Source organism: Robinsoniella sp. RHS, assembly GCF_001029355.1.
Lineage (GTDB): Bacteria > Bacillota > Clostridia > Lachnospirales > Lachnospiraceae > Robinsoniella > Robinsoniella peoriensis.
Map to the genome: position 1 here is coordinate 196097 of NZ_JNGB01000018.1, position 16020 is coordinate 212116.

14 protein-coding genes are annotated in these 16020 nt (G+C 38.1%); all 14 read left to right on the forward strand.

Annotation, left to right across the window (positions count from 1 at the left end):
- The 14 genes from RHS_RS10305 (at window position 1) to RHS_RS10375 (ending at window position 15896) form a co-directional block, all read left to right on the forward strand.
- Entirely contained in the window at window positions 1-1188 is a 1188-nt protein-coding gene (locus RHS_RS10305; RefSeq protein ID WP_047833119.1) for a CDP-glycerol glycerophosphotransferase family protein, read from the forward strand.
- A gap of 65 nt (window positions 1189-1253) precedes the next feature.
- Window positions 1254-2495 (forward strand): CDP-glycerol glycerophosphotransferase family protein, encoded by a 1242-nt coding sequence (locus tag RHS_RS10310; RefSeq protein ID WP_395022001.1) that lies wholly within the window; start codon window positions 1254-1256, stop codon window positions 2493-2495.
- Window positions 2496-2758: 263 nt separating this feature from the next.
- Window positions 2759-3148 carry a glycerol-3-phosphate cytidylyltransferase gene (gene tagD, locus RHS_RS10315; RefSeq protein ID WP_027296779.1) on the forward strand — a complete coding sequence of 130 codons (390 nt, stop codon included), beginning with the start codon at window positions 2759-2761 and terminating at the stop codon, window positions 3146-3148.
- A gap of 14 nt (window positions 3149-3162) precedes the next feature.
- Window positions 3163-3954 carry an ABC transporter permease gene (locus RHS_RS10320; protein ID WP_027296780.1) on the forward strand — a complete coding sequence of 264 codons (792 nt, stop codon included), beginning with the start codon at window positions 3163-3165 and terminating at the stop codon, window positions 3952-3954.
- Complete coding sequence (locus RHS_RS10325; RefSeq protein WP_027296781.1) at window positions 3955-4686, forward strand: ABC transporter ATP-binding protein; 732 nt, start codon at window positions 3955-3957, stop codon at window positions 4684-4686.
- A gap of 13 nt (window positions 4687-4699) precedes the next feature.
- Window positions 4700-5980, forward strand: coding sequence for a CDP-glycerol glycerophosphotransferase family protein (locus RHS_RS10330; protein ID WP_395022004.1), 1281 nt, complete (start codon window positions 4700-4702; stop codon window positions 5978-5980).
- 71 nt (window positions 5981-6051) lie between these two features.
- Window positions 6052-6963, forward strand: coding sequence for a 6-hydroxymethylpterin diphosphokinase MptE-like protein (locus RHS_RS10335; RefSeq protein WP_027296783.1), 912 nt, complete (start codon window positions 6052-6054; stop codon window positions 6961-6963).
- Window positions 6960-7697, forward strand: coding sequence for a 3-deoxy-manno-octulosonate cytidylyltransferase (locus RHS_RS10340; RefSeq protein ID WP_027296784.1), 738 nt, complete (start codon window positions 6960-6962; stop codon window positions 7695-7697). The genes RHS_RS10335 and RHS_RS10340 overlap by 4 nt, the downstream gene beginning before the upstream one ends.
- A gap of 8 nt (window positions 7698-7705) precedes the next feature.
- Window positions 7706-8356 (forward strand): HAD hydrolase-like protein, encoded by a 651-nt coding sequence (locus RHS_RS10345; protein ID WP_047833120.1) that lies wholly within the window; start codon window positions 7706-7708, stop codon window positions 8354-8356.
- 180 nt (window positions 8357-8536) lie between these two features.
- On the forward strand, window positions 8537-10294 hold the full coding sequence (locus tag RHS_RS30750; protein WP_027296786.1) for a glycosyltransferase family 2 protein: 1758 nt from the start codon (window positions 8537-8539) through the stop codon (window positions 10292-10294).
- Window positions 10295-10501: 207 nt separating this feature from the next.
- Window positions 10502-12100: an aldolase catalytic domain-containing protein gene (locus tag RHS_RS10355; protein WP_044296690.1), complete on the forward strand. Its 1599-nt coding sequence runs from the start codon at window positions 10502-10504 to the stop codon at window positions 12098-12100.
- 414 nt (window positions 12101-12514) lie between these two features.
- A complete protein-coding gene (locus RHS_RS10360) occupies window positions 12515-13825 on the forward strand; it encodes a UDP-glucose/GDP-mannose dehydrogenase family protein (RefSeq protein WP_044296689.1) in 1311 nt (436 codons plus the stop codon).
- Between the two features lie 92 nt (window positions 13826-13917).
- Window positions 13918-14883: a glycosyltransferase family 2 protein gene (locus RHS_RS10365; protein WP_047833121.1), complete on the forward strand. Its 966-nt coding sequence runs from the start codon at window positions 13918-13920 to the stop codon at window positions 14881-14883.
- Between the two features lie 545 nt (window positions 14884-15428).
- Complete coding sequence (locus RHS_RS10375) at window positions 15429-15896, forward strand: hypothetical protein (protein WP_047833123.1); 468 nt, start codon at window positions 15429-15431, stop codon at window positions 15894-15896.
- Window positions 15897-16020: the final 124 nt, after the last annotated feature.

Below are 16020 nucleotides of genomic sequence, written 5' to 3' on the forward strand. Positions count from 1 at the left end.
ATGGTTAAAGGAAAAGCAAAACGGAAAATATATTTTGCCGGAGGATCAGTATTATCGGCAGTAAATAAGGTGATTCCTAAAAATAAGAGAAAAATCCTGATCTTCTGTAAAGGAGAACTTTATGATAACAGCGAAACACTGTTCTGCTATCTGATGAAGTATAAATTTTATGAAAAATATGAGATTGTCTGTGCAGTTGGCAGACCCCGGGACTATCAGAAACTGGTGAGAAAAAATGTCCGGTTTGTAAATCTGGCGGGAAGTTTAAAGGAAATTATGACGTCGGGATTTATTTTTTACCATGGGGAAATTCTGGCAATCATGCCCACAAAAGATCAGGTGTCGATTGACTACTGGCATGGAACCCCTTTAAAAAAGATCAATCATATGCTGGAGGACAAGCTGGGAGATTACCACTATGATTTTTTTACCTATTTAACAGCGCCAAGTGAAATGTTCCGTCCGATTATGGCGGAAGCTTTTAACTGCAAACTGAATCAGGTAATCATTGCCGGACATCCTCGGAATGATGATTTGTTTTCAAAAAAAGATGAATTTCATAAGCTTTCAATTGTAAAGGGAGATTATCAAAAGGTATTTGCCTGGATGCCGACCTATCGTATTTCACGGGATAAGCTGATTATGGATTCTAGTGAGGACTATGTAAAAAATGCAGGCATTCCCTTGTTTCATACGGCAGAGAGCTTTACAAAACTAAATGCTTTTATGAAGGAGCATAACAGCCTGCTGCTGATCAAACTCCATCCGGCACAGAATCTGGAGGCGCTGGCGATTAAGGATATGAGCAATATTAAGATACTGACAAATGCTTATCTGGATCAGAAAAGAGTCCGTTTGTATCGACTGCTGAAAGATACCGATGCCTTGATTACCGATTATTCATCTGTATATTTTGATTATTTACTTCTGGATAAACCGGAAGCTTTTATCATAGAAGACATGAAAGAATATGGAAGCCACAGAGGTTTTGTAGTGGACAATCCCCTGGATTACATGCCTGGAGAGATTATTGAAAGCCAGAAAGGTTTCTATGGATTTTTAGAAGATTGTATTGCAGGTGAGGATGCTTATAAGGAAAAACGTCTTGAAATTAATGATAAGGTAAATCATTACAAAGGCGGAGGGAACTGCAGAAGGCTGCTGGAATTTGCGGGCATTAGCAAATAGGAGCAATTTAAAGCAGTCTCTAAAGGGGCTGGAACGTGTTTGAAATGAAAGAAAAAGAGGTACCCATGAAAAGAGAAATACTGAAAATGCTAAGCGCCAATCCCGCTGTGCGGGAAGGTTGTGTAAGGCTGCGCAGTTTTTACCGGAGGACGCGTAACAAGCTGGAGTATGAAAGGCGTTATGCTACCCAGGAAAAATTAATTTTATTTGAGGCCTATAAGGGTAAGAGTTACAGCTGCAGTCCAAAGGCGGTCTATGAAGAGATGATCCGGGACAGCAGGTATGACGAATATAAGAAAGTATGGGCCTTTGAAGATCCTGAGTGCCACCGGGATTTAGCGGATAGAAAAGATACCATAGTGATCCGGCATAGAAGTAAAAAGTATTTCCGTTATGCGGCACAGGCAAAATACTGGGTGACAAACAGCAGGATGCTGGATGAAATACAGAAAAAGAAGGATCAGGTCTATATTCAGTGCTGGCACGGTACGCCGCTGAAGCGATTAGGGTTTGATGTGAAAGTGCATAAAGGCGGTGCCCAGGAAGAACGGGAACTGAACAGAGAGTATGAATACGATGCTATGAAATATGATTATATTATATCTCCGTCACCGTTCTATACAGAAAAGATTACATCCGCATTTAATCTGAAAGCGCTAGGAAAAGCGGATATTTTTGTGGAAAAAGGGTATCCCAGAAATGATTTTCTGTATCAGTATACAGAAGACCAGGCAGAAGCAATCAAGCGTAAACTTCATATCCCACAAGGGAAAAAGGTGATTCTGTATGCACCTACCTGGCGTGACAGCATGCAGGAGGTGGGCATTGGATGTACCTATAGCCTTGGACTGGATTTTGCAGTTCTGCAGGAAAAATTTAAAGAAGAATGTGTCATCTTGTTCCGGACCCATTACTTCATTAAAAATGTCATTGATCTAAAGCAGTTTGAAGGATTTGTCATCGACGTTTCAGAGTATGGAGATATTAATGATCTGTATATTGTCAGTGATTTGCTGATGACGGATTATTCCAGTGTATTCTTTGATTACGCTAACCTGAAGAGGCCAATCATTTACTACATGTATGATTTTGAACAGTATAAAAACGAGATGCGGGACTTTTATATAGATGTGGACACCCTGCCAGGGAAAATTATAAAGACAGAAGAGGAATTGCCCGGTGCTATCCGGGAAGCTATGGACGAGTTCCGGTATGATGAAAAGTACAGACAATTCAATGAAATTTACAATCCGCACTACGGAGAAAATGCAAGCCGTGCCGTGCTGGAAACCTGTATCAGATCCTAAGAGGGGATGATGCGTGATATGTTCAGGCAGTGAGGCAGACGTGTCATGAAATTTGAAACATCTGTGAAACTGCGCCGGGAGTTGCACCTGGAAATGTTGTATGATATAATATCTGGAATGTTTATTACGGAACGTACATTTAGATGAGGTGAAACGTTGAAAGAAAAAATAAGAAATGGAAAGGAAGCCACGCTGTAATTCTTTCAACTTGTTTTATTTGTGGCAGTATCGCAGAAAACCTGCGGTATGCAATGGGCATAAAGATGAAAAAAATTATTACCTATGGAACATATGATTTACTCCATTATGGACATGTTAATCTGCTTCAGAGAGCCAAGGCGCTTGGAGACTACCTGATCGTAGCATTGTCTACGGATGAATTTAACTGGGATGAAAAACAGAAAAAATGTTATTTTCCATATAGTGAAAGAAAACGTCTGCTGGAGTCGATCCGCTACGTGGATCTTGTGATCCCTGAAAATTCCTGGGACCAGAAGATCAGTGATGTGAAAGAATTCAAAGTGGATACCTTTGTAATGGGGGATGACTGGGAAGGAAAGTTTGATTTCCTGAAAGAATACTGTGATGTGGTATATCTGCCCAGAACGCCTGAGATTTCCACAACCCAGATAAAACAGGATTTAAAGAAATAGGAGCCGGAAAATTCATGAAACGATTTATTAATGATATTAAAAAATTTTATCAATATACCATGTATGCTGCCAGATCTGAGCTGAAATCGGAAGTTGCCAGTTCTTATTTAAACTGGCTGTGGTGGATATTAGATCCGCTGCTTTTTATGATGGTATATACTTTTATTGCTCAGATAGTGTTCAGCAATAAAAAAATAGATTTTTTCCCAATCTATGTATTTATCGGCCTTTCTGTCTGGAATTTCTTCAATAAGGTGGTCATCAGCAGTGTAAGGGTTGTAAAAAGCAATAGTGCGGTTGTTTCTAAAGTGTATGTACCAAAATATATGCTGATTTTAAAAAATATGCTGGTAAACGGATTTAAAATGATGGTTTCTTTTGGACTGGTAATTATCATGATGGTTATCTGGAGAGTACCATTTAGTTTTAAGATCTTATATTTCATACCGCTGATCCTGATTCTTTGTCTGTTTACCTTTGGTATAAGTGCAATCGTATGCCATTTTGGTGTATTTATCGAAGACCTGCAGAATATTTTGACGGTATTTTTGAAATTGATCTTTTATATGTCAGGAGTATTTTATGCAATAGATTCTATGAATCAGATACCGGCACCTATTAAGAATCTCCTGCTTAATTTTAACCCTGCTGCATTTATAATGTATTCTCTGAGACGCACAATGCTGTATTCCCAGTTCCCTCACCATAAATTTATGTTAATGTGGCTGGTGATCGGTTTTGTTCTGTCGTGCATAGGTGTGCGGGTGATTTACAAATATGAGAACAGTTACGTGAAGGTGATATAGATGAGTGTTGAAAATGCGATTAAGGTGGAAGACCTGAATATTTCTTATAAATGCTTAAATGCATATTCCATCAAAAAGAACTTTTTTAAATTAAAGAAGACAAAGACGGAAGTCCATGAGGCGGTAAAAAATGTTTCTTTTCAGGTGCGGGAAGGAGAAATTCTCGGTATTGTTGGGAAGAACGGCAGTGGAAAATCCACAATGCTCCGGGCGATTGCGGGAATTTTCTCACCGGATTCCGGAACCATTGACCTCTTTGGACATACCGTATCACTCCTGTCCATTGGAGTTGGTTTTCAGAAAAGCCTGTCCGGTAAGGAAAATATTATGCTTTCCGGTATGCTCCTTGGATTTACGGAAGAAGAGGTTCGCAGACAGATGCCAGAGATTATAGAATTTGCAGGACTTGGTAAATTTATTAACATGCCGGTGAAGACCTATTCCAGCGGTATGTATTCCAAGCTGGCATTTTCCATTACCGCTATTTTAAAGACCGACATAATGCTCATTGACGAAGTATTAAGTGTTGGTGATGCAAAATTCAAAAAGAAGAGTTACCGCAAGATGAAAGAACTGATCAGTGAAAAGGATCGTACCGTAGTCATTGTATCCCATAATAACGATACCCTCAGATCACTGTGTGACCGGATCCTGTGGCTCCATGACGGGGAAGTTAAGATGCTTGGAACTGCAGAAGAAGTTTTGCCGGTATATGAAGAATTTATGCAGTAAGGAGGCATTAGGCATGTCAAAGAACAAAAGTTTAGCAGGGAGACTGCATGGTAAAATAAAAAGAACTCTGAAAAAATGCAGCAGCAATCATCCTGCAGTATTAAAATTCTACCGGAAATATGTGTATTTGATGCGTAGACTGAAATGTACCTGGTATGGTATTAAGACACCAACAGACAGCCATATGGTTATCTTTACGGGCTTTTTCGGCTCACAGTATGGTGACAGCCCAAGGGCATTGTATGAGGCGATGCTGGCAGATGAAGCTTATAAAGATTTTCAATTTGTATGGGTGTTTAAGAATACAAAGAATTTTGAGTTTTTAAAAGAAAACAAAAATACTTTTATTACAAAAGTGCGTTCCAAAAAGTATTATGAATATCATGCGAAAGCGAAATACTGGGTATGCAATGCATCTGTGACCAACTATCTTTATCCGAAGAGGGACCAGGTAGTCATACAGACATGGCATGGTACCCCTTTAAAAAGGCTTGGACTGGATATTGAATTTGACAGTGATAAAAAACGTTCCCTAAAGGAAAACTATCATAAATACAAACAGCATGTGAAGAAGCTGGATTATTTCCTGTCTCCTTCTAAGTTTGCAAGTGAAAAATTTGATACTTCTTTTGGAATTTCCCGGTTCGGTAAAGAAGGGATTCTCCTGGAAACCGGATATCCCAGAAATGATTTTCTTTTCACACACACCAGTCAGGATGTGGAGCGTTTAAAAGAACAGCTCCATATCGGGAAGGATAAAAAGGCGATCTTATACGTTCCAACCTGGAGAGATAATCAGTATGTGGAAGGACAGGGATATCTCTATCAGCAGCATGTGGATCTGGATGCCCTGGCGGAGAAACTGGGAGATGAATACGTAATTTTATTCCGTACCCATCACCTGAATAAATTCACGGGTGAATACCGCTATCCGGAAAGAATCGTGGACGTATCGGAACATAATGATATCAATGAACTGTATGTTGTCAGCGATATGCTGATAACCGATTATTCCAGTGCATTTTTTGATTTTGCAAATTTGAAAAGACCGGTATTGTTCTATATGTATGATCTGGATGAATATATGAACCAGATCCGCGGCTTCTATCTGGAGCTGGAAGAACTTCCAGGACCAATTATTCAGGAAGAAAGCAAGCTTGCGGATGCCATCACGAATCTGTTTGCTAACTTTACGGTAGATGAAAAATATCAGTCATTCAATCAGAAATTTAATTATCTGGATGGACCTGATACCAGTAAGAAAGTTTTGGATATCTGTATTCCGGCGAAGTAAAATAAATTTTTACAGATCCGAAATGCATGGAAGATATCATTTACGAAATTATAGAAGTCAGAGGTGTAATAATGGGATTCGCAGAAAAACTGAAAGTCGGCATTGGCTGGCGCGTGAAAAAGATAATTCGATTCATAAAAAAAGGTTTTCGACGTATTAAGAAGCTGATAAAACTGGTTTTTAAGAAAACAAAAGAAGGTTACTTTCGATTATCCGGTGTATTTCGCGGCAGAGGTATCTGTCTGTTGGCAAACAGTAAACGATTAAAGTCTTATAAGGATAAGCATCAGGGTGAACGGTGCTTTCTGGTGGGAAATGGTCCGAGCTTAACAAGCAGCGATCTGGACCTGATTAAAGATGAGACAACGATTGGCTGCAATATGGTTTATAAAATATTTGACCAGACAGAGTGGAGGCCCACTTACCATTGCCTTATTGATGTGATGTTTGCAAAAAATCTGTCAGAGGAGATTGCAGACAATGTAGAGGCACCTTTCTTTGTAAATCTTACTGCTTATCACTATATGAAAAAAAGGCCGAAGGACAGCACCTATGTCTACAATGTGGCAAAAGAACCCTATAAGATCAGTAACAATTTTCTGTCATATTATGTTCCGTCGGGTGCTACGGTTATGTCATTTATGATAGAGCTTGCCATTTACATGGGATTTAAAGAAATCTATCTGATTGGTGTGGACTGTACATCCAGCTTAGCAAAAGACAGCCATTTTATCAAAGATTATCTGAGTGATGATATGAAACAGATGGACGTAAAACGGATTGAGAACCGATTAAAAGCTCAGGATCTGACAAAAGAAGAGGTATCTGAATATTACAGGCAGAAAGCGATTTTTGCTTATAATAAATTAAATGATTTTGCAAATGAGAGAGATGTCAAGATTTACAATGCAACCAGAGGAGGCGCTCTGGAGTCATTTGAAAGAGTAAACCTGAGTGACATACTAGGAGGCGTGAACGCATGAAAGTAGTAGGAGTAATACCATCAAGATACAAATCAAGCAGATTTCCGGGAAAACCATTGGCGGATCTTCATGGCAAACCAATGATCTGGTGGGTATATCAGCAGGTAAGCAAGGTAAGAAACTTTGATGAAGTGTATGTAGCAACGGATAATCAGGAAATTTACGATGTCTGCACGGGATATGGATTCAAGGTGCTAATGACAAGTGAAAAGCACACCAATCCTACAGAGCGGACGCACGAAGTATCCGATAAGATTCCTGCAGATATCTACGTGTTTATCGGCGGAGACGAGCCGTTAATCGAAGCCCAGGCAATTGAGAAAGTAGTGGAAACAGCGAAAAACACACCGGAATTCTTTGTGGCAAATGCAATGACCACGATTAAGACAGGACCGGAAGTTATTGATTTTACAAATATTAAAATGATTGCAAACGAAGCAGGCGACGGCCTTTATACATCCAGAAGCCCGCTTCCCTATCCAAAGGGGAGTCTGGAGTTCGATTATAAGAAATTCGTTGGAATCTGCGCATTTACAAAAGAAGCATTGGATTTCTTCGTCACCACTCCACAGAGCTTGCTGGAGAAGGTAGAGGAGTGCGACCTGATCCGCTACATCGAACATCATAAAAAAGTGAAATTTGTGGATGTAGACTGCAGAACAGTGTCTGTAGATACACCTAAGGATCTGGAAATGGTAAAGGACCTAATGGTTGCTGAAGGAATTGTAGGATAGGAGTTTTTATGTATAAAGCTGTAATATTTGACCTGGACGGCACCCTGCTGGACACTTCAGCAGGCGTACTGAAAAGTGTGGACTATACGATCGAAAAGATGGGTTATCAGCCTCTCGCTGAAGAAGTAAAGCGCACTTTTATTGGCCCGCCAATTAAAAAATCATTGATGAAGCAGTATGGATTATCAGAAGAAGAAGCCGATCAGGCAACGGAAATTTTCCGGGATCGGTATAAAAACCATGATCTGTTTTTGGCTGAAGCCTATGAGGGTATCTATGATTTGCTGAATGCCCTGCATTTAAATGGTTACAAAATCGGGGTTGCTACCTTGAAAAGAGAAGACTATGCAATCGAAATACTAGAACATTTTCAAATAAGCAAACACTGTGACATAATTTGCGGATCAGATTTTGCCAGCAAAATGACAAAAAAAGATGTACTTCAACGCTGTGAATCCCTCATGGGGCTTGCATTTTCAAAAGAAGGAATCCTGATCGGGGATACGACTTCTGATGCAGTGGGAGCTTTTGAAGCCGGGGTTGATTTTATGGCGGTCACTTTTGGTTTTGGATTTAGAACTGAAGATGATGTTAAAGAGTATCCGTATGTGTTTTCTGCTGATACAGTTGGGGACATCAGGGAATTTTTTGGGGTATAGAACCTCGCAGACAGACATGCTTTTTCGAAAGGATGTCTGTTCGCGGGGTTTTGTGTTAGAACCAGTTTGGAAAGTATTAGCAACAATCTGCTGCGGTTTGCGGAATGAATGAATGGAATTAAGCGATTTTCAAACAGGCTCCGGAACAGAAAAATATAAATGAGTCAGGGAGATAAGAGGATGGATAAAAGAATGGATAAAAAAGTACTGATTTCGGTAATTATACCGGTATATAATGTGGAAAAATATTTGAGAAGATGTCTGGATTCTGCTGTAAACCAGACCATGAAAGAAATAGAGGTAGTGGCCATCGATGATGGATCGACAGATAGTTCAGGTGTGATTCTGGATGAATACAAAAAGAAATATCCGGAGATCATGCAGGTTCTGCATACGGAAAACCATGGGCAGGGAATTGCAAGAAACCTGGCAATTAAAGAAGCAAAAGGTACATATCTTGCGTTCTGTGATGCAGATGACTACATGATCGAGAATTCCTTAGAGCGCATGTATGCACGTGCCCAAAAAGAAAATTGTGATTTGATCTATGGCGCTTCCTACCGGGTAAGGGGTAACGGAAAATATCTGTTGGGATTGCTGCCGGGACCGGTTACCAAAGAAAGTATGCTTCTGGATATTACACCATTTACATTATGGAGCCTTCTGGTAAAAAAAGAACTCTGGGAAAAAACGGGCGGAACAGCAGACATGATTTACCAGGATGTAGCCTATATTCCAATCTTGATCGCAGCGGCTGTAAAAGTCGGATATGAGCCGGCTCCGGTTTATTACTGGATGGATCGGGAAGACTCCACAGTACACCGCACAAAAGAAAAGAAAATTTTAGATTTTGTAAAAGCTGCAAAAATGGCAATTGAGAATATTGATGCAAAATATCGTAATGAAATCGTAATGAATATGGCAGAAAAGACCATTGATAAATCGAAAGCAATGTGGTATTTTGGGGATGAGTTCTTTTCGTATTTCAAGTCACTTACATCTTTGATTGAAAAGAATCCATGCTATCTGGCTAAGCCGGAGAAGTATAAGGAAATCACCTATTATCTGAGCTTAACAGAGCAGGCAATGCCTAAGAGAATTTATCTGGATGGATTTTCACAGGAAATCACATCCGAACAGGCGTCAGAAGCAGCACAGCAGGCCTTTCGTGAAGAGGGGGAGGCAGTGGTGTTAAGTCCGCAAAACTGCGATGTGCATGAAAACCAGATGATAGAGCAGGCATTTCTTCAAAAGAATTTTAAATTGGTAGTCGGATATTTTGCGTTAAAGAAAATTTATGCAGAAGGCGGATTTTATCTTGGCTCCAACATGAAAATAAATGGACCATTTGATTGTATGCGCTGTTATCCGGCATTCTTTAGCTTTTTTGATGAAGAACATTTTACAGATAAGGTATTTGGCGCAGCAAAGGGCAACCCTGTTATAAAAGAGATAATTAACGGGTTGGTCAATTGTAAAACCCAGACAGAGGCAGATCCGGAAAGACAGATAGAGAGTGTGCTTAAAGGGAAGTATGCTGTAGAGATGAATGGAAGAACCACTTATTCAAAACATCCATTTGTATTATTATCACCACTGGCAACAATGACGCCGGTCAAAGGAACCATATTAGATCTGAGTCAATGTACGCAGTTTGACATGAATCCGAAAGAATTATTTACAATTCCAAAATCAATCCTTGCCGGAATTGCAAATTATCCGGTGCCGTGGCAGGGTACTCAGATTAAGAATTGGAAGTTTAAATATGGAGAAACAAAAAAGCAGTGTGATGAGCTTAAGAAAAAATATAAGAAATGTACAGCTGAATTAAAAGAGATAAAGAATACAGATGAATACCGTGTAGGCAATGCGTTGAAAAAGAATGGATTTGGAAGATTGATTATGCGCGTGTGTCTGAAGATTTTGGGAAGCAGATAGAATAGATCAGTAGAAATTTGCAGCATTGCAAAAGAATAAAGCACAGAATATAATATATCAAAAGTCTGAATGCTGACCATAAATAGGAAAATACTTCACAAAATACTAATTTACCTGTATAATAGGTTCTGTATTACAGTAACCTATATCAGTTTTTGTAAAACAATATATTGAAGAGTCAATATATTTTAAGAACAGGAGAATAAAATGAATAATATAAAATTATTAGATTGTACTTTACGTGACGGTGGTTATGTTAATGACTGGAGATTTGGACATGACAACATTGTGAGTTTATTTGAAAGACTGGTCAGCACAAATGTAGACATGATCGAAGTCGGATTCCTGGATGAAAGACACGAGTTTGATATCGACCGTACCATCATGCCGAACACGGACTGCGTAGAAAAAATCTATGGCGGGCTTGACAGAAGACAGGCAATGGTTGTTGGAATGATCGATTTCGGAACCTGCGGAATAGAAAATCTGTCTCCCTGCAAGGACAGTTATCTGGATGGTATCCGGGTAATCTTTAAAAAACATCTGATGCATGAAGCAATTGCGTTCTGCCGTCAGGTAAAAGAATTGGGCTATCAGGTATTTACCCAGGCAGTTTCGATTACAAGTTACTCAGACAGAGAAATGCTGGATCTTATCGATCTCGTAAATGAGTTAAAACCTTACGCAGTATCCATTGTAGATACCTATGGATTACTTCATCAGGAACATCTGATGCACTATTTTGAATTATTAGACCATAACCTCATTCCGGAAATTGGTGTAGGATATCATTCCCATAACAACTTCCAGCTGGCGTATTCCAACTGTATGGAAGTTTTGAAAGCTCACACAGACCGTATGGTAGTAGTGGATGCAACTCTTTATGGAATGGGCAAAAGTGCTGGTAATGCGCCGATGGAATTGCTGTCAATGTATTTGAACACCAATTGTGGAAAAAACTATGATATCAGCCAGATGTTAGAAGCAATCGATATCAACATCATGAATATTTATGAAAAGAGTCCATGGGGGTATAATCTTTTCTTCTATCTGTCGGCATCCAATAACTGCCATCCAAGTTATGTAAAATATTTAATGGACAAGCATACATTATCCCTGAAGTCCTTAAATGAAATACTGGACAGCATTGAATTTGAAAAGAAATTATTATACGATCAGAAGCATATCGAACATCTGTATAATCAGTATCAGAATTCAGAATGTAATGATCTGGATGATCTGGTAAAACTGGAAGAACAGTTTGCAGGAAAGAAAATTCTGTTAGTTGGACCAGGTAAAAATGTCCAGGCTCAGGAAGAAAAAATCAAAGCTTATATTGAAGCAAATCATCCGGTTGTCATCTCTACAAATTATATACCGGGAGCCCTTATGGTTGATTACGTATTCCTAAGCAATTCAAGAAGGTATGTTCAGCTGAACAGCGTGATCACAGAGTATAAGAACCGTGATACCAAGGTAATTGCCACATCAAACGTAACGAACACAAAAGGGAGCTTTGACTACACCTTAAACTATAGTTCACTGGTAGATGAAGATGCTGAGATTATTGATAATGCATTTATCATGCTCCTGAAAACATTGATGAAAGTAAAAGTAGATCATGTGGCATGTGCCGGCTTTGATGGCTATTCACCGATTGAAGATAATTACTACAATTCCAGCATGGAATACAGGATTGAAAAAGAGAAGTCAAATAGTATGAACCAGTATGTGATTGACTGCCTGAAAAAGATGGATGATCATATCTCTGTGGAATTTATAACAGATACATTCTATGAGAAATAGAATTATCATTTTACAAAAAACGTGCAGAAGTTTCTTTTCGAAATGGCATTTTGAATATTTTGATACAACATATTTTATTTGAAATTTGAAAAAGTTATAAAATGCAGGTAAGAGCTATCGGTGATTTGACCTGATAGCTCTTTCAATGAGAAGAGGTATGCCCGGAGAACGGTATGTTCAGAATCAGGTAGATGGGCCTTAGAGCGTGTCCTATTTAAATAGAAACAGTACTTTTTTGATCTGTCTTTAGCGTGAAATATGAAGCAAATATTATAAAAGTATGAACTAAAATGCCTCGGAATGTCAAAATTAGCAAAAAATATGTAAAAAATAACCTTATATAGGGTGGTAAAATTTTAAAACATATGATATAATTTAAACACTATATTGTGAATATTATGCGGAGAAGATAAAATGAAAATTGCAGTTGCAGGAACCGGTTATGTCGGCCTTGTCACAGGTGTGTGCCTGGCGAGTAAAGGACACGATGTAACTTGTGTTGATATTGATGAAGAAAAAGTTGAAAAAATGAAAAAGGGGATATCCCCTATCTATGAGCCTGGACTGGATGAATTAATGCAGCAAAGCATGGATCATCTGCAGTTTACAACGGACTATGGCGCTGCATATAAGGATGCGGAGGCCATTTTTATTGGTGTGGGAACTCCGGAAAAACAGGATGGTTCCGCAAATCTGGCTTATGTCTTTAAAGTAGTAAAACAGATCGCGCAATCCGTAGAACGGGATTGTGTAGTTGTAGTAAAATCTACTGTTCCGATTGGTACCAACGACAAGGTGGAATCCTATCTTCGGGAGCGTTTGGTACATGATGTCAAAGTAGATATAGCGTCTAATCCTGAATTTCTATCTCAGGGAACCGCAGTTTTGGATACACTTCATGCATCCCGTATTGTCATCGGTGTGGAAGATGAAAAAGCCGGTGAAGTTTTAAAGAATGTTTATGAAAAATTCGATGCACCGATTATTGTTACAGACAGAAGAAGTGCAGAGATGATAAAATATGCATCCAATGATTTCCTTGCATTGAAGATCTCATATGTAAATGAGATCGCTAACCTCTGCGAAATCGTAGGTGCAGATATTGAAGATGTTACAAAAGGAATGGGATATGATGCCCGTATAGGAAAACGGTTCTTAAACTCAGGAATCGGCTATGGAGGTTCTTGTTTCCCAAAAGATACAAAAGCCTTAAGCTGGCTGGCAAGTTTTAATGACAACGAAATAAAGACAATCAGAGCGGCCATTGATGTAAATGAAAACCAGAAATTAAAACTGGTGAAAAAAGCAAAAAAATATTATGAAGACTTCACAGATCTTAATGTGGCAGTATTGGGTCTTACCTTTAAGCCTGGAACCGATGATCTGAGGGAAGCAGCTTCACTTGTGAATGTTCCTATCCTTCTGGAAGACGGTGCCCATGTGAAAGCCTGGGATCCGGTAGGAGCTGAGAATTTTAAAAAGCTCTATCCAAAGAAAGTTGATTATTGTTCAAGCATCGAAGAGACTTTAAAAGATGCGGATATCTGCTTTATCTTTACCGAGTGGGATGAAGTAAAGAAATTTGATATAAAGAAGTACGAACAACTCATGAGAAAACCTATCGTATTAGATGGAAGAAATTGTTATTCCTTAGATGCGTTTGCAGATACAAAAATAGTATATAATTCGATCGGCCGTAAAACAGTGAATAGTGAGTTAATGTAGGACAAGAAATTACGGATATCCGTTTTTGCAGATATCCGTTTTTTGGGTGGTTGAAAGAAAAAAGAGAACAAAGGAAGGGTTGATAAATAATTATGAAATTGATTATTCAGATTCCATGTTATAACGAAGCACAAACCTTAGAAATTGCACTGAATGACTTGCCGAAACAGATTGACGGCATCGATGAGATTGAATATTTAATTATAAACGATGGAAGCAAGGACAATACGGTAGAAGTTGCAAAAAACTGGGGGGTTCACTATGTAGTGAATTTCAAAAGAAACAAAGGACTTGCAAAAGGCTTTATGGCAGGCCTGGATGCCTGTCTTAGACATGGTGCGGACATAATTGTTAATACAGATGCTGATAATCAGTATTGCGGGGAAGATATTGAAAAACTGGTAAGACCGATATTGGATGGGGAATCAGATATTGTTATTGGGGAAAGACCGATTGATAATACGGAACATTTTTCGCCGTTAAAGAAAAGACTGCAGCATTTTGGAAGCTGGGTTGTTCGTAAGGCTTCTAAGACGGATATTCCGGACGCACCAAGTGGATTTCGTGCATATAGCAGGGAAGCTGCGCTGCGGATGAACGTTATTAATGAGTATACGTATACATTAGAAACGATTGTACAGGCTGGGAGAAATAAGATGGCTTGTACTTCTGTACCAATTAGAACGAATGGAGAACTCAGACCGTCGAGATTGTTTAGCAGTATGTTTGGGTATGTGAAGAAGTCTATGCTGACGATTGTGCGGGCGTTTATGATGTATCGGCCGTTGTATTTCTTTTCGGTGATTGGGAGTTTGATATCGATTGTTGGAATAGGGTTGGGGGTAAGGTTTTTGTACTTTCTTATAATCGGACAGGGAAATGGACATACCCAATCTCTTATATTAGCAAGTATGATGATTATATTAGGTGTAATGACTGGAATTGTTGGTTTGCAGGCTGATATAATTTCGGGAAATAGAAAGTTATTAGAAGATATTCAGTATCATGTTAGAAAGTTGGATTATGATGGAGTTAAAGAAGAGGATGATAAAGAATAGTGATTTTAAATTAAGGACCGTACAGTTAATAATGCTTGGAATAATTATTATTTCAAGCTTGATTTTTTTGAATTCACATTCACAAATATTGGATATGAAAGATGAAGTCCAAGTATGGGGAATGGCGTTTACAACAAAAGGAATAGATTGGTCTCCATATATGGAGCAGAATTCATTATTATCATTTGGATATAGTCTTTTTCTAGTTCCTATAATAACTTTATTTCATAGTGCAGGAGCTGTATATAAAATATCCATTATATTAAATATATGTTTTTTATGTGTTGCGTATATTTTATCATTATATGTATTTTACAATATGCTACCCCAAGTTAATAAAATGAAATTAACTATAATAAGTTTATTCATGGCTTTATGCCCAGGACTTGTAATTATTAAATCTCTTGCTTTACCATATTTGTTAATTATGGTTGTTTTTTGGATGATATTAGCTCTATTTATAAGTTTGTTTAAAAAAAGTGAGTCATGGAAGATTGTTTGTATAGCTTTTTTTACTTGCGTTTGGTGTGTGGATACATGCACTAATGATCGCTGTAATTATTGCCACGATTCCTTTTATTTTACTATTAGTAAAAAGAAAAATTTTTACAGAATATCAGGCTATTTTTTTGGGGGTAATAGTTCTTTTTTTACTAGCGATTGGTGTTATAATTGAGTTTTTATGGAATAACAGAATTTATCAAGATAGTGGAAACATTATTAATAGCAGCTTATATACATTATTTAATAGTATAATAAAAGCCTGGGATAATGGAGCCTTAGTATTTGTACAAAGTATATTGGGGAAAATTTACGCATTATCCCTTAATACATTACTGATATTTATGCCTGGTGTAAGTTACATTATAAAATATTTTAATAAAAAAGAATGGAAAGATATAGAGAATAGGTCCTCATTAATAATTTTTTATGTTTCCATAATTACGATAATGATGATTCTTATTTCAACATTTTATTATATGAATGACACTGGAAGCGACGGAATTTTTTAATGTTCAGATTCTACAGGTTATAGTAACACCCATTATAATATTGGGATTATATAATATTGTTATTATGAATAGATGGAAAAGAAATATTGCATGTTATTTTTTTAAGTCTACTTTTATTGTCGAT

Bases quoted from the DNA above. Each gene is read 5' to 3' on its own strand.
- RHS_RS10305 (WP_047833119.1), top strand. From the start codon at position 1: ATGGTTAAAGGAAAAGCAAAACGGAAAATATATTTTGCCGGAGGATCA.
- RHS_RS10310 (WP_395022001.1), top strand. From the start codon at position 1,254: ATGAAAAGAGAAATACTGAAAATGCTAAGCGCCAATCCCGCTGTGCGG.
- tagD (WP_027296779.1), top strand. From the start codon at position 2,759: ATGAAAAAAATTATTACCTATGGAACATATGATTTACTCCATTATGGA.
- RHS_RS10320 (WP_027296780.1), top strand. From the start codon at position 3,163: ATGAAACGATTTATTAATGATATTAAAAAATTTTATCAATATACCATG.
- RHS_RS10325 (WP_027296781.1), top strand. From the start codon at position 3,955: ATGAGTGTTGAAAATGCGATTAAGGTGGAAGACCTGAATATTTCTTAT.
- RHS_RS10330 (WP_395022004.1), top strand. From the start codon at position 4,700: ATGTCAAAGAACAAAAGTTTAGCAGGGAGACTGCATGGTAAAATAAAA.
- RHS_RS10335 (WP_027296783.1), top strand. From the start codon at position 6,052: ATGGGATTCGCAGAAAAACTGAAAGTCGGCATTGGCTGGCGCGTGAAA.
- RHS_RS10340 (WP_027296784.1), top strand. From the start codon at position 6,960: ATGAAAGTAGTAGGAGTAATACCATCAAGATACAAATCAAGCAGATTT.
- RHS_RS10345 (WP_047833120.1), top strand. From the start codon at position 7,706: ATGTATAAAGCTGTAATATTTGACCTGGACGGCACCCTGCTGGACACT.
- RHS_RS30750 (WP_027296786.1), top strand. From the start codon at position 8,537: ATGGATAAAAGAATGGATAAAAAAGTACTGATTTCGGTAATTATACCG.
- RHS_RS10355 (WP_044296690.1), top strand. From the start codon at position 10,502: ATGAATAATATAAAATTATTAGATTGTACTTTACGTGACGGTGGTTAT.
- RHS_RS10360 (WP_044296689.1), top strand. From the start codon at position 12,515: ATGAAAATTGCAGTTGCAGGAACCGGTTATGTCGGCCTTGTCACAGGT.
- RHS_RS10365 (WP_047833121.1), top strand. From the start codon at position 13,918: ATGAAATTGATTATTCAGATTCCATGTTATAACGAAGCACAAACCTTA.
- RHS_RS10375 (WP_047833123.1), top strand. From the start codon at position 15,429: ATGATCGCTGTAATTATTGCCACGATTCCTTTTATTTTACTATTAGTA.